General features: G+C 70.5%; 20 protein-coding genes and 1 tRNA gene. 12 read left to right on the top strand and 9 right to left on the bottom strand.

Features of this window, described 5'->3' with window-relative positions; translation table 11 throughout:
• Window positions 1–30: 30 nt before the first annotated feature.
• The 7 genes from ACFY2Z_RS01865 (at window position 31) to ACFY2Z_RS01835 (ending at window position 7,536) form a co-directional block, all read left to right on the top strand.
• On the top strand, window positions 31–519 hold the full coding sequence (locus ACFY2Z_RS01865) for a PaaI family thioesterase (protein ID WP_390742201.1): 489 nt from the start codon (window positions 31–33) through the stop codon (window positions 517–519).
• A gap of 371 nt (window positions 520–890) precedes the next feature.
• A complete protein-coding gene (locus tag ACFY2Z_RS01860) occupies window positions 891–1,508 on the top strand; it encodes a Tat pathway signal sequence domain protein (protein ID WP_390742423.1) in 618 nt (205 codons plus the stop codon).
• Between the two features lie 289 nt (window positions 1,509–1,797).
• The gene (locus ACFY2Z_RS01855) at window positions 1,798–3,030 is read left to right on the top strand and encodes a branched-chain amino acid ABC transporter substrate-binding protein (RefSeq protein WP_390742200.1); all 1,233 of its coding nucleotides are present in this window, start codon (window positions 1,798–1,800) and stop codon (window positions 3,028–3,030) included.
• 111 nt (window positions 3,031–3,141) lie between these two features.
• Window positions 3,142–4,074, top strand: coding sequence for a branched-chain amino acid ABC transporter permease (locus ACFY2Z_RS01850; RefSeq protein WP_390742199.1), 933 nt, complete (start codon window positions 3,142–3,144; stop codon window positions 4,072–4,074).
• 5 nt (window positions 4,075–4,079) lie between these two features.
• Window positions 4,080–5,906, top strand: coding sequence for a branched-chain amino acid ABC transporter permease (locus tag ACFY2Z_RS01845; protein ID WP_390742198.1), 1,827 nt, complete (start codon window positions 4,080–4,082; stop codon window positions 5,904–5,906).
• A 5-nt stretch (window positions 5,907–5,911) separates the two neighbouring features.
• Window positions 5,912–6,823: an ABC transporter ATP-binding protein gene (locus ACFY2Z_RS01840; RefSeq protein ID WP_390742197.1), complete on the top strand. Its 912-nt coding sequence runs from the start codon at window positions 5,912–5,914 to the stop codon at window positions 6,821–6,823.
• Entirely contained in the window at window positions 6,820–7,536 is a 717-nt protein-coding gene (locus ACFY2Z_RS01835; protein WP_390742196.1) for an ABC transporter ATP-binding protein, read from the top strand. Before ACFY2Z_RS01840 ends, ACFY2Z_RS01835 begins: the two co-directional genes overlap by 4 nt.
• Window positions 7,537–7,615: 79 nt before the next feature.
• Here ACFY2Z_RS01835 and ACFY2Z_RS01830 read toward each other — a convergent pair whose 3' ends face one another.
• Entirely contained in the window at window positions 7,616–8,266 is a 651-nt protein-coding gene (locus ACFY2Z_RS01830) for a response regulator (RefSeq protein WP_311697048.1), read from the bottom strand.
• A gap of 97 nt (window positions 8,267–8,363) precedes the next feature.
• Here ACFY2Z_RS01830 and ACFY2Z_RS01825 point away from each other — a divergent pair.
• Both ACFY2Z_RS01825 and ACFY2Z_RS01820 read left to right on the top strand, forming a co-directional pair.
• Window positions 8,364–8,446, top strand: a tRNA-Leu gene (locus tag ACFY2Z_RS01825).
• Between the two features lie 84 nt (window positions 8,447–8,530).
• Window positions 8,531–9,307, top strand: a complete 777-nt coding sequence (locus tag ACFY2Z_RS01820; RefSeq protein WP_390742195.1) for a helix-turn-helix domain-containing protein — start codon at window positions 8,531–8,533, stop codon at window positions 9,305–9,307.
• Window positions 9,308–9,360: 53 nt separating this feature from the next.
• Here the strand turns inward: ACFY2Z_RS01820 and pyk are convergent, their stop codons facing one another.
• Both pyk and ACFY2Z_RS01810 read right to left on the bottom strand, forming a co-directional pair.
• Entirely contained in the window at window positions 9,361–10,797 is a 1,437-nt protein-coding gene (gene pyk / locus ACFY2Z_RS01815; RefSeq protein ID WP_390742194.1) for a pyruvate kinase, read from the bottom strand.
• 188 nt (window positions 10,798–10,985) lie between these two features.
• On the bottom strand, window positions 10,986–11,702 hold the full coding sequence (locus ACFY2Z_RS01810; RefSeq protein ID WP_390742193.1) for an SIMPL domain-containing protein: 717 nt from the start codon (window positions 11,700–11,702) through the stop codon (window positions 10,986–10,988).
• Window positions 11,703–11,842: 140 nt separating this feature from the next.
• Between ACFY2Z_RS01810 and ACFY2Z_RS01805 the strand changes: the two genes are divergently transcribed.
• Window positions 11,843–13,648: a bifunctional metallophosphatase/5'-nucleotidase gene (locus ACFY2Z_RS01805; RefSeq protein ID WP_390742192.1), complete on the top strand. Its 1,806-nt coding sequence runs from the start codon at window positions 11,843–11,845 to the stop codon at window positions 13,646–13,648.
• 122 nt (window positions 13,649–13,770) lie between these two features.
• Here the strand turns inward: ACFY2Z_RS01805 and ACFY2Z_RS01800 are convergent, their stop codons facing one another.
• From ACFY2Z_RS01800 to ACFY2Z_RS01775, 6 genes are all read right to left on the bottom strand, one after another.
• Window positions 13,771–15,180 (bottom strand): lysine N(6)-hydroxylase/L-ornithine N(5)-oxygenase family protein, encoded by a 1,410-nt coding sequence (locus ACFY2Z_RS01800; RefSeq protein WP_390742191.1) that lies wholly within the window; start codon window positions 15,178–15,180, stop codon window positions 13,771–13,773.
• Window positions 15,177–16,541 (bottom strand): pyridoxal phosphate-dependent decarboxylase family protein, encoded by a 1,365-nt coding sequence (locus ACFY2Z_RS01795; RefSeq protein WP_390742190.1) that lies wholly within the window; start codon window positions 16,539–16,541, stop codon window positions 15,177–15,179. The genes ACFY2Z_RS01800 and ACFY2Z_RS01795 overlap by 4 nt, the downstream gene beginning before the upstream one ends.
• 208 nt (window positions 16,542–16,749) lie before the next feature.
• Window positions 16,750–19,260: an aminopeptidase N gene (pepN, locus tag ACFY2Z_RS01790; protein WP_390742189.1), complete on the bottom strand. Its 2,511-nt coding sequence runs from the start codon at window positions 19,258–19,260 to the stop codon at window positions 16,750–16,752.
• 133 nt (window positions 19,261–19,393) lie between these two features.
• The gene (locus ACFY2Z_RS01785; protein ID WP_390742188.1) at window positions 19,394–19,951 is read right to left on the bottom strand and encodes a two-component system response regulator; all 558 of its coding nucleotides are present in this window, start codon (window positions 19,949–19,951) and stop codon (window positions 19,394–19,396) included.
• A gap of 136 nt (window positions 19,952–20,087) precedes the next feature.
• Complete coding sequence (locus ACFY2Z_RS01780) at window positions 20,088–20,438, bottom strand: chorismate mutase (protein ID WP_390742187.1); 351 nt, start codon at window positions 20,436–20,438, stop codon at window positions 20,088–20,090.
• 251 nt (window positions 20,439–20,689) lie between these two features.
• The gene (locus ACFY2Z_RS01775) at window positions 20,690–21,460 is read right to left on the bottom strand and encodes a serine protease (RefSeq protein WP_390742422.1); all 771 of its coding nucleotides are present in this window, start codon (window positions 21,458–21,460) and stop codon (window positions 20,690–20,692) included.
• 239 nt (window positions 21,461–21,699) lie between these two features.
• On the opposite strand from ACFY2Z_RS01775, the gene ACFY2Z_RS01770 reads away from it, so the two are divergent.
• Both ACFY2Z_RS01770 and ACFY2Z_RS01765 read left to right on the top strand, forming a co-directional pair.
• Window positions 21,700–22,596, top strand: a complete 897-nt coding sequence (locus ACFY2Z_RS01770; protein ID WP_390742186.1) for a hypothetical protein — start codon at window positions 21,700–21,702, stop codon at window positions 22,594–22,596.
• Between the two features lie 106 nt (window positions 22,597–22,702).
• A complete protein-coding gene (locus ACFY2Z_RS01765; RefSeq protein WP_390742185.1) occupies window positions 22,703–23,446 on the top strand; it encodes an ankyrin repeat domain-containing protein in 744 nt (247 codons plus the stop codon).
• Window positions 23,447–23,525 lie beyond the last annotated feature (79 nt).

Below are 23,525 nucleotides of genomic sequence, written 5' to 3'. Positions count from 1 at the left end.
GACCGACCCCGACGAACGGAGCCATGTCCCATGGGCGAGCAGCACACAGTGAAGTTCCCGCAAGAGATCGTCGACGAGTACGCCGCGCTCGGCGTCGACCTGCCCGCCCTCTTCTCCGCCGGACACCTCGGCACCCGTATGGGCGTCCAGATCACCGAGGCCTCACCGGAGCGGGTCGTCGGCACGATGCCCGTGGAGGGCAACACCCAGCCGTACGGACTGCTCCACGGGGGCGCCTCCGCCGTGCTCGCCGAGACCCTCGGCTCGGTCGGCTCCATGCTCCACGGCGGCAGCTCCAAGATCGCCGTCGGCGTCGACCTGAACTGCACCCACCATCGGGGGGTGCGCTCCGGTCTGGTCACCGGCGTCGCCACCCCCGTCCACCGGGGCCGCTCGACGGCGACGTACGAGATCGTGATCAGCGACGAGGACGGCAAGCGGGTGTGCACGGCCCGGCTGACCTGTCTGCTGCGCGATGTGCGGCCGGACGACGGGGACAACATCCCGCACGCGGGCTGAACCGGCGTCCGCAGCGCCGTTGATCCCGGGGCACCGGCGCCTTAGCTTCATGGCATGGCGACGGGCAGAGCCTCCAGGCCGGGGCTGACGGTGCGTGGACTGCGTCTCGTACCGGCCCTGTTGACGGGTGCGACGACGACCGCCCGCGCCCGCACGGGCTCCGCCGGCCCGACCGGCGCCGAGGCGGCCGTCGCCGCCTCGGCGTCCCCCGGGCCCACGCCTCCCGGGGAGCCGGGTGCGCGGCGCGGCGCGGGCGGGGACCTGAGAGGACGTCAGGGTGGCTTCTCTGCCGATCGGTTGACGGACCGTCGGGTGGGCGAGTGCAGTGCCGACCGGAGTCGTACCGGCGGCCCGAGCAAGGGCCCGTGGCAGTGAGCGGGGTCGGTCCCGTCGAGCCCGGCGAGGGCACGCGCGCGGGTGACGACGACCCGGATCCGGGCCCGGCGCGCCCCCGCGGACGCCTCGCCCGGCTGTACGGCCGGCACCGCCGGACGCTTCTCACGGCGACGACGGTGGTCGCTCTGCTCACCGGCGGCGGCTACCTCTACGTCACCCGCCCGCAGAGCCCGCCGCCGCCCCCGCCCTCTCCCCCGCCGTACCCCTCCCAAGTCGTCGACGTCAGCTACCTGGACGCGGAGCCCGCGCTCCGGAGCGCACCGCCTCGAAGCTTCCGCCTGTCGGTGGTGCTGAGCGTGCGGTCGGGCCCACCCGTCACCGTGACCGGGATAGCCCAGCCCTATGCGGGCCTTTCCGTGATCTCGTCCCCGCGGCCCCCTTTCCGCACAAAGGCGGGCTCTGCCCGCAAGATCGACATCACCATGCATGTGACCGAATGCGGAAAAGTACCCGAGAACGCCGGACTGCCTTTCCTGGACGTAACTCTGCGTAATACGCGGGCAATAGAGGTCCACAGTTACATCCTCGGTTCACGCTATGCGCACGACCTCTCGGCGGCCCTGCACGTCGCCTGCGGCAACCGTTCCCGGTAATCACCAAAACGGCCGACACACCTGAACGCACCACCGCGCGTCCTGCGGATTCTCAGCATGCGGACCGGGCGAATCGGCCGGAATTCCGCTGTTCCACCCGTGCAGTACCGCTCTGCATTACCTCGTGTCATAACAAGAGCGTCACAGCCTCGGTCAGACCCTCCTCCATGTTCCCCACGCACGCTTAGAGTCACGGCCAGTCACCGCGCGGTCTGAATGTCACTTCGGCCCAGCGCTCGACTCGGCCCCTTCCAGGTGGGGAGGGACCGTGCCAGGGAAAGGACTGATCGTGCGTCAACGTTCGCTCATCGCCATCACCGCCGCGCTGGCGGCGGGTGCACTGACCCTCACCGCCTGTGGCTCGCGCGACAACGGCAAGAGCTCGGATTCCAGCAAGGGTGGCGGCACCACCGTCACCATCGGAGTCGACGCCCCGCTGACCGGCGACCTGTCCGCCATGGGTCTCGGCATCAAGAACTCGGCCGACCTCGCCGCCAAGAACGCCAACAAGCAGAACTACGTCAAGGGCGTCACCTTCAAGATCGAGCCCCTCGACGACCAGAAGCAGCCGTCCCAGGGCCAGCAGAACGCCTCCAAGCTCGTCGCCGACAGCAACGTCCTCGGCGTCGTCGGCCCGCTGAACTCCTCCGTCGCCGAGTCCATGCAGAAGGTCTTCGACGACGCCAAGCTCGTCGAGATCTCGCCGGCCAACACCGGCCCCGCCCTCACCCAGGGCGCCGACTGGCAGACCAAGAAGGTCCGTCCCTACAAGTCCTACTTCCGCACGGCCACCACGGACGCCATCCAGGGCCCGTTCGCCGCCCAGTACGTGTACAACGACGCCAAGAAGAAGAAGGTCTTCGTCATCGACGACAAGAAGACCTACGGGGCGGGCCTCGCCGCCACCTTCACCGACGAGTTCAAGAAGCTCGGCGGCAAGGTCGTCGGCACCGAGCACATCAACCCCGACACCACGGACTTCTCCGCGGTCGTCACCAAGGTGAAGAACTCCGGCGCCGACGTCGTCTACTACGGCGGCGAGTACCCGCAGGCAGGCCCGCTCAGCAAGCAGATCAAGGCCGCCGGTGCCAAGATCCCGCTCGTCGGCGGCGACGGCATCAACGACGCCACCTACGGCAAGCTGGCCGGCCCCGAGAGCACCGGCGACCTCGCCACCTCGGTCGGCGCCCCCGTCGAGTCCCTTCCCTCCGCCAAGCAGTTCGTCTCCGACTACAAGGCCGCCGGCTACAAGGACGAGTACTCCGCCTACGGCGGCTACTCCTACGACTCCGCCTGGGCGATCATCGAAGCGGTGAAGAAGGTCGTCGAGGACAACGGCGGCAAGCTGCCCTCCGACGCCCGCGCCAAGGTCACGGCCGCTACGCAGAACGTCTCCTTCGACGGTGTGACCGGCAAGGTCTCCTTCGACGAATTCGGTGACGCCACCAACAAGCAGCTCACCGTCTACGCCATCAAGAACGGTGTCTTCACGCCCGTCAAGTCCGGCACCTTCACCGGCTGACCAGGCCCGCACCATCCCACGAGCCGCGCGGGGCGCTGTTCCACTGGCGCCCCGCGCGGTCTCGCATCCGGCCACATCCGTCGAACGTCCGAAAGTCTCGGAGGACATGCGGTGAACGAACTGCCGCAGCAGCTGGTCAACGGCCTGCTACTAGGATCCATGTACGGGCTGGTCGCCATCGGCTACACAATGGTCTACGGCATCGTCCAGCTCATCAACTTCGCCCACGGCGAGATCTTCATGACCGGGGCCTTCGGCGCCCTCACGGTCTACGCGTACATCCTGCCCGACGGCACCTCCATGTGGGTCGCCCTGCCACTGATGCTCATCGGCGCCGTCCTGGTCGCCGTCATCGTGGCCGTGGGAGCAGAGCGGTTCGCCTACCGGCCCCTGCGCAGCGCTCCCCGCCTGGCCCCGCTCATCACGGCGATCGGTCTCTCCCTCGCCCTCCAGCAGGCGGTCTGGGCCTGGTACCCCGACGCCAAGTCCGCCCGCACCTTCCCGCAGATCCACGGCGGCCCCTTCCACATCGGCAACGTCACCATCCAGACCGGTGACATCTTCCTGCTGATCGCGGCCCCCATCAGCATGGCCGTCCTCGCCTACTTCGTCATGAAGACCCGCACCGGACGCGGCATGCAGGCGACCGCCCAGGACCCCGACACCGCCAAGCTCATGGGCATCAACACCGACCGCATCATCGTGGTCGCCTTCGCCCTCGGCGCCGCCTTCGCCGCCATCGGCGGTGTCGCCTACGGCCTGAAGTACGGTCAGATCGACTTCCGCATGGGCTTCATCCTCGGCCTCAAGGCCTTCACCGCAGCCGTCCTCGGTGGCATCGGCAACATCTACGGAGCCATGATCGGCGGCATCGTCCTCGGCGTCGCCGAGACCCTGGCCACCGCCTACATCGCCGACCTCCCCGGCATGGAGAAGTTCGGCAGCCAGTCCTGGGCAGACGTCTGGGCGTTCGTACTCCTCATCCTCGTGCTGCTGTTCAGGCCCCAGGGCCTGCTCGGCGAGCGCGTCGCGGACAGGGCGTGACACCGATGACCACACAGACCACCGCACCCGACACCCCGAGCACCCCTGCCACAGGCGCCCCGTCCGGTCTCATCGGCATCCCGCCGCACATCGGCCGCGCCCTCGCCACCGCCGGCGGCGTCCTCACCATCATCTCCACCTTCCTCTCCTGGACCTGGACCGCCGACTTCCCCGGCGACCTCACCGTCTACGGCTACCCGGGCGGCCTGCAGGTCCTCGTCCTCATCGGCGGCGTCCTCACCACCCTGTTCGCCCTCGCCTCCTACGGCGTCAAGGGACTTGGCTGGCTCGTCCCCGCCGGCGCCGACGGGGCCCTCAAGTTCGCCGCCCTCACCACCTTCACCACCGCCTGGTACACGGTCCTCGCGATCAGCGTCGAACTCGGCGGAATCGTCAACCTCGAACCCGGCGGCTACCTCGTGGCCGTCACCAGCCTCGCCGCCCTGATCGGCGCCCTGGCCCTGCCCTTCCAGCGGCCCGTGCCCGAGCCCGCCGACCCCGACGAGACGTCCGGGGAACGCTTCCGCCGCAAGGCCGCCCACCAGTGGGAGACGGTCAAGGCCTCCTTCGCCTCGGGCACCCCGCGTCCCCTCGGCAAGCTGCCCGCGTACGCCGAGATCCTGATCATCGTCGGGGTCCTGGCCCTGGGACTGATCGTCTTCACCTACGGCATCGGCACCGAGTACGACGAGCTCTTCATCGGCTTCCTGCTCACCGCCGGCTTCGGCTTCGCCGCCCTGAACAAGGCCGGCCTGATCAGCCAGGCCTCCCAGCTCACCGCCCGCCACCAGAGCATCACCATCTGCGGGGCGTTCGTCGCGGCGGCGCTGTTCCCCTTCACCCAGACCGACGACCAGTACGCGACCATCGGCGTCTACATCCTCATCTTCGCCACCGTCGCCCTCGGCCTGAACATCGTCGTCGGCCTCGCCGGCCTCCTCGACCTCGGTTACGTCGCCTTCCTCGGTGTCGGCGCCTACGCCGCCGCCCTGGTCTCCGGCTCCCCCAACTCGCCCTTCCACGTCCACTTCCCGTTCTGGGCCGCCGTCCTCATCGGCGCCGCCGCCTCCCTGGTGTTCGGCGTCCTCATCGGCGCCCCCACGCTGCGCCTGCGCGGCGACTACCTCGCCATCGTCACCCTCGGCTTCGGTGAGATCTTCCGGATCACGGCGAACAACCTGGACGGCACCTCCGGTCCGGACGTCACCAACGGCTCCAACGGCATCGCGTCGATCCCGAACCTCGACATCCTCGGCTTCGACTTCGGCGCCCAGCACGACGTCGCCGGGTTCACCATCGGCCGCTTCGCCAACTACTTCTTCCTGATGCTGATCATCACCGCCGTCGTCGTGCTCGTCTTCCGGCGCAGCGGCAACTCCCGCATCGGCCGGGCCTGGGTCGCCATCCGCGAGGACGAGACCGCCGCCCTCGCCATGGGCATCAACGGCTTCCGGGTCAAGCTGATCGCCTTCGCCGTCGGCGCCTCCCTCGCCGGTCTCGCCGGCACCGTGCAGGCGCACGTCACCTACACGGTCACCCCCGAGCAGTACCTCTTCGCCGGCCCCATCCCGCCCAACTCGGCCTTCCTGCTCGCCGCGGTCGTCCTCGGCGGCATGGGCACCATCAGCGGTCCCCTCATCGGCGCCGCACTGCTCTTCCTCATCCCCAACAAGCTCCAGTTCCTCGGCGACTACCAGCTCTTCGCCTTCGGTGTCGCGCTCATCCTGCTGATGCGCTTCCGTCCGGAGGGCCTCATCCCCAACCGGCGCCGTCAGCTGGAATTCCACGAAGAGGCGGAAGCGCCCACAGTCCTCAGCACGACAGGGGCCTGACCACCATGACCACCGACACCACCACCCAGGACGCCACCCCGGGCGCCACCGCCCCCGGCGAGGTCGTGCTCGACGCACGCGGCGTCACCATGCGCTTCGGCGGCCTCACCGCCGTGCGCGGCGTCGACCTCACCGTCAACAGCGGCGAGATCGTCGGCCTCATCGGCCCCAACGGCGCCGGCAAGACCACCTTCTTCAACTGCCTGACGGGCCTGTACGTCCCCACCGAGGGCGAGGTCCGCTACAAGGGCAACGTCCTGCCGCCCAAGTCCTTCAAGGTCACCGCCGCCGGCATCGCCCGCACCTTCCAGAACATCCGTCTCTTCTCCAACATGACGGTCCTGGAGAACGTGCTGGTCGGCCGGCACACCCGCACCAAAGAGGGCTTCTGGTCCGCCGTGCTGCGCGGCCCCGGCTTCCACCGGGCGGAGGCCGCCTCCCGCGAACGCGCCATGGAACTCCTGGAGTTCGTCGGCCTCGCCGGCAAGGCCGAACACCTCGCCCGCAACCTCCCCTACGGCGAACAGCGCAAGCTCGAGATCGCCCGCGCCCTCGCCAGCGAACCGGGCCTGCTGCTCCTGGACGAGCCCACCGCCGGCATGAACCCGCAGGAGACCCGGGCCACCGAGGAACTCGTCTTCGCGATCCGCGAGAAGGGCATCGCCGTCCTCGTCATCGAGCACGACATGCGCTTCATCTTCAACCTCTGCGACCGCGTCGCCGTCCTCGTCCAGGGCGAGAAGCTCGTCGAGGGCGACAGCGCGACCGTCCAGGGCGACGAGCGCGTCATCGCCGCCTACCTCGGCGAGCCCTTCGAGGACGCCCCCGGCGACGAGGAGATCGCCGAGGTGGAGGCCGCCGAGGCGCAGGCCGAGGCCCAGACGGACGCCGCGCCCGGCAAGGAGAACGACCGATGACCGCACTGCTCGAAGTCGAGGACCTCCGGGTCGCCTACGGCAAGATCGAAGCCGTCAAGGGCATCTCCTTCAAGGTCGACGCCGGCGAGGTCGTCACCCTCATCGGCACCAACGGCGCCGGCAAGACCACCACCCTGCGCACGCTCTCCGGGCTCCTCAAGCCGGTCGGCGGCCGGATCAGGTTCAACGGCAGATCGCTCAAGAAGGTCCCCGCCCACCAGGTGGTCTCCCTGGGGCTCGCCCACTCCCCCGAGGGGCGGCACATCTTCCCCCGGATGACCATCGAGGACAATCTGCGGCTCGGGGCGTTCCTGCGCAGCGACAGGCCGGGCATCGAGAAGGACATCCAGCGGGCCTACGACCTCTTCCCCATCCTCGGGGAACGCAGGAAGCAGGCCGCGGGCACCCTCTCCGGCGGCGAGCAGCAGATGCTGGCGATGGGCCGGGCCCTGATGTCCCAGCCGAAGCTGCTCATGCTCGACGAACCGTCGATGGGTCTCTCCCCCATCATGATGCAGAAGATCATGGCGACCATCGCCGAGCTGAAGTCCCAGGGCACGACGATCCTCCTGGTCGAGCAGAACGCCCAGGCGGCACTGTCGCTCGCCGACCACGGTCATGTCATGGAGGTCGGGAACATCGTGCTCTCCGGCACCGGGCAGGACCTGCTGCACGACGAGTCGGTGCGCAAGGCGTACCTCGGCGAGGACTGACCGCAGGCCCGGACCGACACGGCGAGGCCCGCACTCCCTGAGCAGGGGTGCGGGCCTCGCCGTATGCCGTACGCGCTGTTCAGCCCTTGGAGGACTTCTTCTCCTCGGCGTCCTGGATGACGGCCTCGGCGACCTGCTGCATCGACATCCGGCGGTCCATGGAGGTCTTCTGGATCCAGCGGAAGGCGGCGGGCTCGGTCAGCCCGTACTCCGTCTGGAGGATCGACTTCGCGCGGTCCACCAGCTTGCGGGTCTCCAGCCGCTGCGTGAGGTCCGCGACCTCCTTCTCCAGCGTCTTCAGCTCGTTGAACCGCGAGACGGCCATCTCGATCGCCGGCACGACGTCGCTCTTGCTGAACGGCTTCACCAGGTACGCCATGGCACCGGCGTCGCGCGCACGCTCGACGAGGTCGCGCTGCGAGAAGGCGGTCAGCATCAGCACCGGGGCGATGCGCTCCTCGGCGATCTTCTCGGCCGCCGAGATGCCGTCGAGCTTCGGCATCTTCACGTCGAGGATCACCAGGTCGGGCCGGTGCTCACGGGCCAGCTCCACGGCCTGCTCACCGTCACCGGCCTCCCCGACGACGTTGTAGCCCTCTTCCTCGAGCATCTCTTTGAGGTCGAGCCGGATGAGCGCCTCGTCCTCCGCGATGACGACACGGGTCGTCAGCGGGGGCACGTGCGACTTGTCGTCGTCGGCAACGGGCTGGGGCGACTCGGGGGCGGTCACTCGGGCTCCTCGTACGGGCTGGGCAGGTGGTGCTGCTAATGCAGCCTACCTAGAGGCGCCGGACGATGATGACCCGGTACACTCTCCGAGGTGCCCGGCCGGGTTGGTGGAACGGCATACACGGAGGTCTCAAACACCTCTGCCCGTGAGGGCTTGCGGGTTCGAATCCCGCACCCGGCACAGCCATCGAAGCGGAGGCTCACGATCTCGTGAACCTCCGCTTTTTTCTGCCCATGGTCACGAATGGTGACGCAGAGTGGCCGCATGGAGCACAGTTCTTCGATCCGCGCACAGGCAGTCGCACTCATGCGCCAGGGAGTCCCGAACCGCTTGGTCGCGGAGCAGCTGAATCTCCCGCGCGGGACCGTCGGCTGGTGGCGCAGCGAAGACCGCAGAACACGCGGTGAGACCTACGAACGGCCCATGGACTGCCCCCGCTGCACGGGCCGGGACGTCGACCGCCCGGCCTACGCCTATCTGCTCGGCCTCTACCTCGGTGACGGCCACATCATCGCGAAGCCCAGGCAGCACCATCTGTCCGTCTTCTGCAACGCGGCCCAGACAGGTCTGATCGCGGCGGCCGAGGAGGCGATGTGCCGGGTGATGCCCCTGTCGAGGACCACCCGGCACCGCAAGCCGGGCTGTGTCGAGGTCAAGTCGTACGCCCAGCACTGGACTTGCCTGTTTCCCCAGCACGGCCCCGGCAAGAAGCACGAGCGCCGGATCGCCCTCGAACGCTGGCAGCAGGACATCGTCGATGCCCACCCGTGGGAGTTCCTCCGCGGCCTGATCCACTCCGACGGCTGCCGCACCACCAACCGGACCACTCGCCTCGTCGGCGGTGAACGCAGGCACTACGAGTATCCGCGGTACTTCTTCACCAACGTCTCCGACGACATCCGCCGGCTCTGCACGGACACCCTCGACCGGCTCGGTGTCGAGTGGACGCACTGCACCCGCAACGGAAACCCGTACAACATCTCCGTCGCCCGCAAGGCCTCCGTCGCCCTCCTGGACGCCCACGTCGGTCCCAAGTACTGACGACATGCGAAAAGGGCCCCTCCATAAAGAGGGGCCCTTCGTGTTCGCGTTGCTCACTTCGGGCTGTCGTCCTCGCCGATGTGGTGGACCCGGACCATGTTCGTCGAGCCCGACACCCCGGGCGGGGAGCCCGCCGTGATCACCACGACGTCGCCCCGCCGGCAGCGGCCGTACTTCAGCAGCAGTTCGTCGACCTGCTCGACCATTGCGTCCGTCGAGTCGACGTGCGGTCCCAGGAAGGTCTCCACACCCCAGGTGAGGTTCAGCTGGGAGTGCGTGGCCGGCTCGGGGGTGAAGGCGAGGAGCGGGATCGGGGAGCGGTAGCGGGACAGCCGGCGGGCGGTGTCGCCCGACTGGGTGAAGGCGACCAGGAACTTCGCCCCGAGGAAGTCGCCGATCTCCGCCGCGGCGCGGGCGACGGCGCCGCCCTGGGTGCGCGGCTTGCTGTTCTCGGTCAGCGGCGGCAGGCCCTTGGCGAGGATGTCCTCCTCGGCCGCCTCGACGATGCGGGCCATCGTCCTGACCGTCTCGATGGGGTGGTTGCCGACGCTGGTCTCGCCGGAGAGCATCACCGCGTCCGTGCCGTCGATGACGGCGTTCGCGACGTCCGAGGCCTCGGCGCGCGTGGGGCGCGAGTTCTCGATCATCGAGTCGAGCATCTGGGTGGCGACGATGACGGGCTTGGCGTTGCGCTTGGCGAGCTTGATCGCACGCTTCTGGACGATGGGCACCTGTTCGAGCGGCATCTCGACGCCCAGGTCGCCGCGGGCCACCATGATGCCGTCGAACGCCGCCACGATCTCGTCGATGTTCTCGACGGCCTGCGGCTTCTCCACCTTGGCGATGACGGGGAGGCGGCGACCCTCCTCCTCCATGATGCGGTGGACGTCCTTGGCGTCCCGGCCGCTGCGGACGAAGGAGAGCGCGATGACGTCGCAGCCGGTGCGCAGGGCCCAGCGCAGGTCGTCCTCGTCCTTCTTGGAGAGCGCGGGGACGGAGACGGCGACGCCCGGCAGGTTCAGCCCCTTGTTGTCCGACACCATGCCGCCCTCGACGACGGTGGTGTGGACCCGGGGGCCGTCGACGGAGGTGACCTCCAGGCACACCTTGCCGTCGTCGACGAGGACACGTTCACCGGGAGTGACGTCGGAGGCGAGACCGGCATAGGTGGTTCCGCAGGTGTGGCGGTCTCCTTCGACGCCCTCCTCCACGGTGATGGTGAAGGTGTCCCCGCGTTCAAGGAGTACGGGCCCTTCGGCGAATCGACCGAGTCTGATCTTCGGGCCCTGAAGGTCGGCGAGGATTCCGACGCTACGGCCGGTTTCCTCGGAAGCCTTGCGTACACGCTGGTAGCGCTCCTCGTGGTCGGCGTAACTGCCGTGGCTGAGGTTGAAGCGGGCGACGTCCATTCCGGCCTCGACCAGTGCCTTGATCTGGTCGTACGAGTCGGTGGCGGGCCCCAATGTACAAACGATCTTCGCTCGGCGCATGCTTCGAGCGTATGCCTTACCGGTGGGTAGAGAATTCGTTCGGCGTGACCACTCAACAACCTTTGCGTGAAGCCTTATTGACAAGTGTTGAATTGTGCGGTGCCGCGCTCCGATGAGCATCCCGGAACGAAATAGGGATGGTTTTCCCTCGCACCTCGCATTTCACTGATCCCCGTGATGCCGGGTGGCTAGAGCCGCGGCGGCGCCATGGTGAATCGTGCGTCGATCCGGGCGTGGACATGTTGCCGCCGGGGTTCGAGGGCGAGGGCGGTGGGCCCGTCCGCGAGATCCGTGCCGTCGAGAGTCGCCCGGCGCGCGGACCGGGCCGCGAACGCGGGCCGCTCGGCGTTGTCGGCGCCGATGTCGGCGAGCTCGACGAGGGCCGTGAGGGTGGTGTCGAGGGCCTCGGCGTATTCGCGGGCGCGTCGCACCGCGTCGTGCACGGCTTGCCGGCGGGCTTCGCCGTGGGCGGGTGAGTCGGGGTCGAGATCCCACGAGGGGCCGTCCACCTGGGTGAGTTCGAGGGCGGCCAGACGGGTGGTCAGTTCGCCGAGTGCCGTGAAGTCGGTCAGCTCGGCGGTGATGTGGACGCGGCCGTGGTAAGCGTGGACGCGTTCGCCGTGGCCGCCCTCCGTCAGTTCGGGGCTGAGGGTGAAGTGCCCGGTCTCCAGCCGCCGGACGGCGTCCGCGTAGGTCCGGACGAGGTCGAGGACCGTGGCGTTGCGCCGGGTGAGGTCGTCCAGGGTGGCGTGGCGGTCGGTGCCCCGTGCGCTGACGGTGATGCCGAGGCGGGCGATGTCGGGGGCGACCTCGAGGTGGGCCTCTCCGCGGACGGCGAGGCGGGGGACGTCCGGGGTGCCGTAGGAGACGGGCGCCGACTGGGGTTTCACAGGGGTGGAGGTCATGCGCCCCACTCTGTCATCGGCGGCCTGACGTGGCGCCGTGTATCGGTCACCTGATCGAGACTTCCGGAGCCTGTTTCGGCTGGCCATGAACGGGTCAAAATCTACGCGCGTCGTTGACCAGGTGCTGAGGAGTACGAGAGATGCCGTTGAACCGCCGGAAGTTCCTGAAGAGATCCGCTGTGACCGGGGCGGGGGTGGCGCTGGCCGGCGCCGCGGCGGCTCCGGCGGCCCAGGCGTCGCCCGCGGCCTCGGTGAAGAAGGGCCCCAAGCGGTACGCCCTGACGGTGATGGGGACGACGGATCTGCACGGTCACGTCTTCAACTGGGACTACTTCAAGGACGCGGAGTACACGGACAGCGCCCGCAACGCGATGGGCCTGGCCCGGATCTCCACCCTGGTGAACCAGGTCAGGAAGGAGAAGGGCCACTGCAACACGCTGCTGCTGGACGCGGGCGACACGATCCAGGGCACTCCGCTGACGTACTACTACGCGAAGGTCGACCCGATCACGGCCAAGGGCGGCCCGGTGCACCCGATGGCGCAGGCGATGAACGCGATCGGGTACGACGCGGCGGCGCTCGGGAACCACGAGTTCAACTACGGCATCGAGACACTGCGGAAGTTCGAGTCGCAGTGTCACTTCCCGCTGCTCGGCGCGAACGCGCTGGACGCGAAGACGCAGCGCCCGGCGTTCCCGCCGTACTTCATCAAGCGGTTCAAGGTGCCGGGCGCCCCGCCGGTGAAGGTCGCCGTCCTCGGTCTGACCAACCCGGGCATCGCGATCTGGGACAAGGCGTATGTGCAGGGGAAGCTGACCTTCCCGGGGCTGGAGGAGCAGGCGGCGAAGTGGGTGCCGAAGCTCCGGTCGATGGGCGCGGACGTGGTGGTGGTGTCGGCGCACTCCGGTGCCTCCGGGACGTCGTCGTACGGTGACCAGCTGCCGTACGTCGAGAACGCGGCCGCCGATGTGGCCCGGCAGGTGCCGGGCATCGACGCGATCCTCGTGGGCCACGCGCACGTGGAGATCCCGGAGTTGAAGGTCACCAACGTGCACACGGGGAGGACGGTCGTGCTGTCCGAGCCGCTGTGCTACGGAGAGCGGCTCACCCTCTTCGACATCGAGCTGGCCTTCGAGAAGGGCAGGTGGCAGGTCGAGTCCGTCGCCGCCTCCCTGCGCAACGCGGGCACGGTCGCCGACGACCCGAAGATCGCCAGGCTGCTGTCCGACGAGCACGCGGCCGTGGTGAAGTACGTCAACCAGGTGGTCGGCCGGGCGACGGACACGCTGACGACGGTGGAGGCGCGGTACAAGGACGCCCCGATCATCGACCTGATCACCAAGGTGCAGGAGGACGTCGTCAAGGCGGCGCTGGCGGGCACGGAGTACGCGTCGCTGCCGGTGATCGCGCAGGCGTCGCCGTTCTCGCGCACCTCGGAGATCCCGGCGGGCGAGGTGACGATCCGGGATCTGTCGAGCCTGTACGTGTACGACAACACGCTGGTGGCGAAGCTGATGACGGGTGCGCAGATCCGGGCGTACCTGGAGTATTCGGCGGAGTACTTCGTGCGGACGGCCGCGGACGCGGCGGTCGACGTGGAGAAGCTGACCAACGCGAACGGCCGCCCGGACTACAACTACGACTATGTGTCGGGGCTGCGCTACGACATCGACATCGCGCAGGCGGCGGGTTCCCGTGTCAAGAACCTGACCCACGCCGGTGCCCCGCTGGACGACGCGCAGCAGTTCGTGCTCGCGGCGAACAACTACCGTGCCAACGGCGGCGGCGCCTTCCCGTATGTGGCCTCGGCGAAGGAGCTGTGGTCCGAGTCGACCGAGATCCGGACCCGGATCGCGGAGTGGGTGACCGCGAAGGGTGTGCTGGACCCGAAGGACTTCGCGTCGGCGGACTGGAAGCTCACGCGCGACGGCACGGCGGTCTTCTGAGGCTTCGGGACTGCTCGGGTTCCTGGAGGCGGGCCGGATCGGCGGCGTCGGCGCGGTGGTCGCGGCGGCGCCGCCGGCGTCAGGGGGACCGGGCTCCCTGGCTTCTCGGGCTTCCCGCCCGTCTACCGCCCTTCGGCGACCGGGGTCAGGCCCCGGGCCGCCGGGACGGACGGTCTCGGGGCGGATTGCCGGAGTCCGAAGGTGGTGAAGGCGGTGCGCCGGGGCAGCGGGTAGGGCTCCTTGCCGGTGAGGGAGTTGAGGATGGTGGCGCTGCGCCAGGCGGCGAGGCCGAGGTCCGGGGTGCCGACGCCATGGGTGTGGAGTTCGGCGTTCTGGACGTAGAGGCGGCCGGTGACCGAGGGGTCGAGGACCATGCGGAACTGGTCGTCGATATGGGGCCGTTCGCTGCTGTCGCGGCACAGGTGGGGGGCGAGTCCGGCGAGGATGCGGTCCATGGGGCGTGCGCGGTAGCCCGTGGCGAGGACGACGGCGTCGGTGGTGAGGCGGAAGCGGCCGCCCTGCTGGGGGTGTTCCAGGTGGAGTTCGATCGTGCCGGTGGGGTGGCGTTCCGCGGTGCGGACGTGGACGCCGGGGGTGAGGACGGCGTCGGGCCAGCCGCCGTGCAGGGTGCGGCGGTACAGCTCGTCGTGGATGGCGGCGCTGGTGCCGGCGTCGATGCCCTTGTGCAGCTGCCACTGGGTGGAGACGAGGTGGTCGCGCACGGGTTCGGCGAGGGCGTGGAAGTAGCGCGTGTAGTCGGGCGTGAAGTGTTCCAGGCCCAGCTTGGAGTACTCCATGGGGGCGAACGCCTCGGTGCGGGCGAGCCAGTGGATCCGCTCGCACCCGACCGGCCGGTGGCGCAGCAGGTCGAGGAAGACCTCGGCGCCCGACTGGCCCGCGCCGACGACGGTGATGTGCCCGGCGGTGAGGAACCGCTCTCGGTGGCGCAGGTAGTCGGCGGCGTGGATGACGGACACACCGGCTGCGTCGACGAGAGGGCTCAGCGGTTCGGGGACGTGCGGTTCGGTGCCGACGCCCAGGACGACGGCGCGCGCCCGGGTGCGGCCGAGGGCCTCGTCCTCGCCGTCCGGGCCGAGGCGGGTGAAGTCGATCTCGAAGAGCTCGTACTCCGGGTCCCAGCGGACGCTGTCGACGCGGTGGCCGAAGTGGAGTCCGGGGAGGTGGCCTGCGACCCAGCGGCAGTAGGCGTCGTACTCGGCACGCTGGATGTGGAAGCGCTCGGCGAAGTAGAAGGGGAAGAGGCGGTCCAGGCTCTTGAGGTAGTTGAGGAAGGACCAGGGGCTGGCGGGGTCGGCGAGGGTCACCAGGTCGGCGAGGAAGGGGACCTGGAGGGTGGCGCCGTCGATGAGGAGGCCGGGGTGCCAGTCGAAGCCGGGGCGCTGCTCGTAGAAGGCGGTGTCGAGTTCGGTGAGGGGGTGGGCGAGGGCGGCGAGGGAGAGGTTGAACGGGCCGATGCCGATGCCGACCAGGTCGCGGGGGGCCTGGGGGTCGGGGTGCGGGAGGTGGGTCATCGGGGCGTGCTTCCTTCCACCAGGTTCAGGAGCGCGGCCAGGTCGCCGGGCCGGGTGTGGGGGTTGAGGAGAGTGGCCTTGAGCCAGAGGCGGCCGTCGAGCCGGGCGCGGCCGAGGACGGCGCGGCCGTTGTGGAGGAGGGTGCGGCGGACGGCGGCGACGGTGTCGTCGGGGGCTCCGGCGGGCCGGAACAGGACGGTGCTGATGGTGGGCGGGGCGTACAGCTCGAAGGCGGGGTGTGCCGAGATGAGCTGCGCGAGGTCCTGTGCGCGGGCGCAGACGTGGTCGACGAGGGCGCCGAGTCCGCTGCGGCCGAGGGTCTTGAGGGTGACGGCGATCTTGAGGATGTCGGGGCGTCGGGTGGTGCGCAGCGAGCGTCCGAGGAGGTCGGGCAGGCCGGCCTCGGTGTCGTCGTCGGCGTTGAGGTAGTCCGCGCGGTGGCGCAGGGCCCGCAGGTCGTGCGGGTCGTGTACGGCGAGGAGGCCGGCGGCGACCGGCTGCCAGCCGAGTTTGTGCAGGTCGAGGGTGACCGTGTGGGCGCGGTCCAGGCCGGCGAGCTTCGGGCGGTGGCGGTCGCTGAAGAGGAGTCCGCCCCCGTACGCGGCGTCGATGTGGAGGCGGGCGCCGTGGGCCGCGCACACGTCGGCGAGGGCGGACAGGGGGTCGATGAGTCCGGCGTCGGTCGTGCCCGCGGTGGCGGCCACGAGGAGGGGTCCGCGCGGGTGGGGCAGGCCGGTGAGGGCCGCGGCGAGGGCGGTGGGGTCGAGGGTGCCGCGCGGGGTGGGGACGACGACGGGTTCGGGCAGGCCGAGGAGCCAGGCGGCGCGGGCCAGGGAGTGGTGGGCGGCTGATCCGCAGACGAGCCGGACCCTGCCGTGGGCTTCGCGGGCCAGGAGGAGGGCGAGTTGGTTGGACTCGGTGCCGCCGGTGGTGACGAGGGCGGTGGCCGCGCCGGCCTCCCGGGCGAGGGCCGCGGTGACCAGGGACTCCAGTTCGGATGCCGCCGGGGCCTGGTCCCAGGAGTCGAGGGAGGGGTTGAGGGCGGAGGCGGCGAGGTCGGCGGCGGTGGCGACGGCGAGGGGTGGGCAGTGCAGATGGGCGGCGCAGCGGGGGTCGGCGGGGTCTGCGGCGCCCTCGGCGAAGGTGCGTACGAGGGTGTGGACGGCGTCCGGGTCGCCCTTCTCCGGCAGTACGTCGCCGACGGCGTCGCGTACCTGCGCGGCGACGGCCGCGGGACCACCCGCGGGCAGCGGCCCGCCGCGCAGCCGTACGCCTTCGTGGAGGGCGTCGAGGACGGTGGCGAGCAACGGCCCGAGGGCGCTCGGGCCTTCGGGGCCTGAGGCGAGGGGTGGCAAGCTCATGGGACGTCCTCCGGGCATGGGGCGGGGGGATCAGGCCTGCATGCGAGGGAGTTCGCCCGCTCGCAGAGGACAACGATCCGACCGGGAGGGGGTATCGCCGTGGGCGGGAAACGTCGGGGTGAGGTGCCGCGGGGTGGTGCCGGGTGAGGCGCGAGGTGGGAGCGCTCGGGCCGGCCGGCGCCCGGTGAGGGGTGCCGGCCGGCGCGGACTATGCCTCGCGGACGCGCAACGCGCGTGCCAGGTCGTCGAGTTCGTCGATGAGCCTGCGGTGCAGTGACGGCACGAGGTCCTTCTTGCGCAGGCACTTCTCGCCTCGGCGGAGGGTGTCCGCGTCGATGGCGTAGCGGGGGAAGGCCCAGCGGCCCGCGGCGGCGGCGATCGCGGGGCCTCGGCGGGCGGCGAGGGCGGGTACGTCGGCCCAGTAGCGGTCGACGTACTCGGCGACGAGGTCGGCCTGTTCGGGCTGCCAGAAGCCCCTTGCGGTGGCCGTGAAGAGGTAGTTGGACAGATCCCTCTGCTCGTCGGTGGTGAACATCGCCTCCCAGGCGCGCCGTTTGGCCTCGGGGTCGGGCAGGGCGGCGCGGCAGTGGGCGGCGCCTTCCTGGCCGGTGGCGCTGGGGTCGCGCTCCAGTTCGCCGTCGATGGTGGCCCCGTCGACGGCGCCGAGGACGGCGAGACGGCCCAGGATGCGCCAGCGCAGCTCGGGGTCGAGTTCGGGTCCGCCGGGCACCGTGCCGTCGGCGAGCCAGGCGGCGATGGTGTCGGGGTGGGCGGCGGCGTCGATGAAGTGGCGTACGGCGATCAGCCGCAGCCCGGGGTGGGATCCGTCCTCGGTGCGGCGGATGAGGTCGCGGCACAGGCGGGCGAGGGCGGCGAGGGCGGCGGGCCGCTCCTCGGGGGGCAGGTAGCGGTCGGCGACCTGGGCGGAGGCGAAGGCGAGGACTCCTTCGGCGAGGGCCAGGTCGCTCTCCTGCGGGAGGTGGGTGCGGGCGGTCTCCAAGTAGGCGGTGGCGGGGAGGCGGCCGTCGCGTACGGCGTCGCGCAGGGCGTTCCACACGACGGCGCGGCTGAGCGGCTCGGGCAGGGCCGACAGGGCGCTCTGGACGGCCTTGAAGGAGTCGGGATCGAAGCGGACCTTGGCGTAGGTGAGGTCGCTGTCGTTGAGCAGGAGCAGGGCGGGGCGCTTGCCGAGGGGCTGCGGTGCCGTCTGCGGGATGTCCAGCTCGATGCGTTCGCGCAGGGTGAGGGCCCCGTCGTCGGCGAGGTCCTGGTCGTAGAGGCCGACGGCGATGCGGTGGGGGCGGCTGCCGTCGCGGTCGACGGTGAGGGAGCAGGTGCCGTCGTCGGCCTGGGTGAGCTGCGGGGTGAGGGTGTCGACGCCGGTGGTGCGCAGCCAGGACTCGGCCCAGGCGTGCACGTCCCGTTCGGTGGCGGCGGCCAGGGAGTCGACGAAGTCGGCGAGGGTGGCGTTGCCGAAGCGGTGGCGGGCGAAGTGGGTGTTGATGCCGGCGAGGAAGTCCTTCTCGCCGAGCCAGGCCACCAGCTGCCGCAGCGCGGAGGCGCCCTTGGCGTAGGAGATGCCGTCGAAGTTGAGGAGCGCGGAGGCGGTGTCGTCGACCGCGTCGGGGGCCACCGGGTGGGTGGAGGGGCGCTGGTCGGCCTCGTATCCCCAGGCCTTGCGGGCGACGCCGAAGTCGGTCCAGGTGTCGGTGAAGCGGGTGGCTTCGGTGAGGGTCTGGTAGCCCATGTACTCGGCGAAGGACTCGTTCAGCCAGATGTCGTCCCACCAGCGCAGGGTGACCAGGTCGCCGAACCACATGTGGGCCATCTCGTGGGCGATGACCATGGCGCGGGTCTGGCGCTGGGCGTCGGTGACGGCGGAGCGGTAGACGAACTCGTCGCGGAAGGTGACGAGGCCGGGGTTCTCCATGGCTCCGGCGTTGAACTCGGGGACGAACGCCTGGTCGTAGGAGTCGAAGGGGTAGGGCTCCTCGAACTTCTCGTGGTAGCGGTCGAAGCACTGGCGGGTTATGTCCAGGAGCTCGTCGGCGTCGGCGTCGAGGTACGGGGCGAGGGAGCGGCGGCAGTGGATGCCGAAGGGCAGTCCGCGGTGCTCGGTGCGCACGGAGTGCCAGGGGCCGGCGGCGACGGCGACGAGGTAGGTGGAGATGAGGGGGGTCTCGGCGGCGCGCCAGATGCCGTCGCCCTCGTGTGTGGTGATGCCGTTGGCCAGGACGCTCCAGCCTTCGGGGGCCTTGACGGTCAGATCGAAGACGGCCTTGAGATCGGGCTGGTCGAAGGCGGCGAAGACGCGCTGGATGTCGTCCAGGAACAGCTGGGTGTAGGTGTAGGTCTCACCGTCGGTGGGATCGGTGAAGCGGTGCATGCCCTCACCGGTGTGCGAGTAGCGCATGGCGGTGTCGATGCGCAGCTCGTGCTCGCCCGGGGTGAGACCCGTGAGCGGCAGCCGGTTCTCGACGAGGGTGTCCGGGTCGAGGGGGTGTCCGTCGAGTGTGGCGGAGCGCAGCTCGGCGGGCTTGAGCTCGACGAAGGTGTCCGTGGCCGGCCCGTCGCCGCGCACCGTGAAGCGGATGGCGGTACGGGAGTCGAAGGTCTCGTCGCCGCAGGTCAGATCGAGTTCGATCGCGTAGCGGTGGACGTCGAGGAGCCGGGCACGGGTCTGCGCTTCGTCGCGCGTCAGTACGGACATGAGGGACATGCTGCCTGATGCCGCCGACAGCGCACAGGGGCGGTCCGGTACGCGTTCTTTGTTCGCCCCCCTACGCCACCTGCTCGCGTCCCTCGTACGGCGCGCACGCCCCCTGCTCGTCGTGCCGCGCGCCTCGCGTCGCCTATGGATGCCTCTCGTGGCGGGCCGCGGTGCTCTCGGGGCACGGGTCGGCCGGGGCGTCCTCGCGCTGGCCCGGGACATGTGCGTCCGGGTGGGTAAGGGCGCGACCGGGGGGCGCGCCGGATGCCTTGAGCCGGGCGCGCAGGGCGCGCACCTCCTGTTCGAGGGCCTGGGAGCGCTGGTGGGCGTCGTAGAGGTAGCGGACCTTGGTGCGCAGGGTCCAGGGATCGACGGGTTTCAGCAGCAGGTCGGCGACGCCGAGGCCGAAGGCGGCGGAGGTGAGTGCGGCGTCGGTGCCGAAGCCGGTGAGCAGGATGACCGGAATGTGCTGGGTCTGCTCGACGCGCCGCATGTACCGCACCACGTCGAGTCCGCTCACCCTGGGCATGCGCACATCGAGGAGGAGTAGGCCCACCTGGCCGCGCAGGACCTCCTTGAGCGCATCGTCGCCGCTGGTCGCGCGGGTCAGCCGGTAGCCCAGCGGGGCCAGTGCGCTCTCCAGGGCGTAGAGCGTGCCCTCATGGTCGTCGACGATGAGAATCCTCGCATCAGACGGCATGGCCCGACGTCCCCTCGTTTGGGCGGAACCAGCTTATGCCCGAACCGTCCTACCGCGTGTTCCTTTGACCTGACAAAGTGTCACTCGGCCGAACGGGCGAGCCGTCCGCGTGGCAGGCGTCGTCGGTGCCCGGTGCTCACTTCCCCGGTGTGTCGGCGGTGGACGTGGCGTCGTCCGCGATGCGCTCGTGGTGGCGGATGACCTCCGCGATGATGAAGTTGAGCAGCTTCTCGGCGAAGGCGGGGTCGAGCTTGGCGCTCTCGGCCAGCCGACGGAGCCGGTCGATCTGGGCGGACTCGCGAGCCGGGTCGGCGGGCGGCAGGTGATGTGCGGCCTTGAGGTGGCCGACCTGCTGGGTGCACTTGAAGCGTTCGGCGAGCATATGGACGACGGCGGCGTCGATGTTGTCGATGCTGTCGCGAAGCCGGTCGAGTTCGGCACGGACGGCCGGGTCGACATCGCCGGTGGCGGTGTTGCGGGTGGTCATGGGCGTCCACCCTACGGGGCGCGCGGGCGCTGTCCCATTCCTGTCCGGACTGCGGATCGTCTCCCGGGGACAGCCGGTACGCCGCCGCCCGGGCGTGCACCGGGGTCCACGCGCGCGTGGAGGCCGTGCGGAAGACGTCCGGGAGGCCTTCACGGCCGGTCGGGCTGCGGTCCGGGGAGGGCGCCCGCGGCACGGGGCGGGCCGCGGGCGTCCTCGTCAGGGACTCTGCGGTGTCATATACCTGTCGTCCCTCAGAGGCCGGCGGCCGCCCGGGCTATGTCCGCCGCGAATGTCGAGACCTCGGTGTAGACGCCGGGGTAACCGGCCCGGGCGCAGCCCTCGCCCCAGCTGACGATGCCGACCTGGAGGTACGCGCCCGTGGCGTCCTTGCGGAACATGGGTCCGCCGGAGTCGCCCTGGCAGGTGTCGACGCCACCCTGCGGGAACCCGGCGCAGATCTCGTCGCCGGGCACCAGGTCGTTGCCGTACGCCCGCTGACAGGTGGCGTCGTCGACGAACGGGACCTGCGCCTTGAGCAGATAACGCTGCTGGCCGCCGCCCTCGCGCGCCGCGCCCCAGCCGGCGACGGTGAAGTCGCCGTTGTTGTAAGCGGTGCCGGTGGCGACCGGCAGCGTGGGCAGGTCGACGGCCCGGGCGAGCTTGATCAGCGCCCAGTCCTTGCCCTTGCCGTTGTAGCCCGGCGCCTGGAGCACCTTGGCCGACTTCACCTTGATCGCGCTGCTGCTCTGGAGGTCCACGACCCCGGCGGTCGCGGTGATGGAGGTGTTGGTGCCGGATCCGTTCACGCAGTGCGCGGCGGTCAGGACGATGTTCTTGGCGTAGAGGGCCCCGCCGCAGCCCATGGAGAGCCGCACCATGAACGGGAACTCCCCCTGGGCGGCACGCGTCCCGCCGACGACGGGCCGGGGAGCCGCCTGCGCCGACAGGGGCTGGAGCGAGAGGGCGGCGAGCGCGACCGCGACGGCCGCGAGGGCTCTCTTGAGGACGCCGGTCTTCTTCAGAGGCTTCACCGTGCTTCCTTTCGTGGGGGGTTGATCGCCCGGCGGCAGCCCGCGAGTAGCACGGATGACATGCTCCCGCCAAGTCTTTACGGATTATTGAGAGAACCGGGCGGGGCGACAAGGACCGCTTCCGGCCAGCCCGCGCACGCCGCGACGGCCGTCCGCGCGCACACGCTCCGCCGCCGACGGGAAGCGCGCATACAGTGGAGGCAGGGCCGGCGTCTTCAGGGGGTGCGGAGGTGGCGAACGGCGGACCGGTGAAGCACGGCTATCCGCATCTGGACACGGTGCGGGCGGCCATCACCGCGCTGTACAAGCGGCTCTCGTACGACACCGTCCGCTCCTTCGCGACCAGTGTGGCCCCGGCCGACGTGGCCTTCTCCGACCAGGACGACCTGCATCTGGGCGCGCAGCGCGTGGCGCACGAGATGGTGCGCCACTACGGGCTGCCGGACGCCCGGATGATCGTCAGCTTCCGCGAGATGACCCACGCGGCGAATGTCGAACTCGCCGCCGGCCCCGAGTACTTCGTGGAGCTGAACGACCGCTTCCGCACCCACCGCCGCGATATCGGCGCGGCCCTCGCGCACGAGGTGATGCACGTGTATCTGCACCGCCTCGACCTGTCCTTCCCCGGCACGCGCGACAACGAGATCCTCACCGACACGGCGGCGACCTACCTGGGCGCGGGCTGGCTGCTCCTCGACGCCTTCCGCGAGGACGGCGCGTCGTCGCAGAAGCTCGGCTATCTCACACCGGAGGAGTTCGGCTACGTCCTCGCCAAGCGCGCGCTGCTGTTCGGCGAGGACCCCGCGATCTGGTTCACCAGCCCGCAGGCGTACACCGCGTACACGAAGGGCCTGGCCCAGGCCCGCCGCGACGAGCAGCAGCCCCCGTTGACGGCGGCCGGCTGGGCGGGCCGCCGCCGCTATGCCAGGGACCGCCGGCACGCCCAGGACCACTCCGCGCCCGGCTCGCATCCGGGCGTGCCCTACTCCTTCACCTCGGCCGGCCGCGGCCCGCTGGGCGTCTGCTTCCCCTGCCCGACCTGCCACCAGCGGATCAGGGTGCCCGTGCGGGGGCGGGTGCGGGCCCGCTGCGGGCTGTGCCGGACCGTGCTGGAGTGCGACACCTGACCTGAGGCCCGGCTCCGGCCGGAGGGGACGGGGAAGCACCCGAAGGTGGCACAGAACACCCGAAATGCCTTTGCCCTCGCCCCCCTTGGCGAGTGAGGGTCGAGGCATGAACACGCACCAACCGCCCGGACTGTTCGCGGCGGTGTACTCAGGGGACGAGAACGCGGTCCTACGGCTGCTGCGCTCGGGCACCGATGCCGAGTCGGTGGACGCCGACGGCCAGACCGCCCTGTATCTGGCGGCGGTGAGCGACGCACCGGGCATCGTACGGCTGCTGCTGGCGGCGGGCGCGGACCCCGACCGCCTCAGCTCGGGTGCCGACGCGCCGCTGTGCGGGGCCGCCTGCGGGGGCCACTTCGAGGTCGTGCGGGCGCTGCTGGCGGCCGGGGCCGCGCCCGACCTGCGGGAGGAGTACGGGTTCCGGGCCCTGACCTGGGCGGTACAGGGCGGACACACCGCGGTCGTCCGGGCACTGCTGGCGGCGGGCGCGGACCCGGACCTGCCCGGTCCCGGCGGCGATCCCCCGCTGGTGGCGGCCGCCCGGCGCGGCTCTCCCGGCTGTGTACGGGAGCTGCTGGCACACGGGGCGCGGGCGCGGCGCGAGGCCCTGACCGAGGCCCGGCGGTGGCTGACGCTGGATGTCGAGGCCGAGCTCCGCGCGGGCCTGGAGGCGGCGTACGGCCCCGGATACGAGTACGTCACCAGCCGCCGGGAGGACGAGCCCGGCACGGAGACCGTGGAGGTCGCGCTCCTGCGCGACGGCCGGCCCGCGGCGGGCAACAACCGGCAGACGGGGCACCGCACGATAGTGGCGCTGCTGGATCGGGATCCCGGCCCGCCCGCGGGGTAGCCGCTCCGCCCCGCCCGAGCGGTAGCTGCTCCGCCCCGCCCGAGGGGTAGCCGCTCCGCCCGAGGGTAGCCGCCCCGCC

Source organism: Streptomyces sp. NPDC001222 (genome assembly GCF_042896945.1).
Taxonomy (GTDB): Bacteria; Actinomycetota; Actinomycetes; order Streptomycetales; family Streptomycetaceae; genus Streptomyces; species Streptomyces gibsoniae.
Note: the sequence above shows the minus strand (reverse complement) of the source record. Positions and strands in the feature narration are given on the sequence as shown.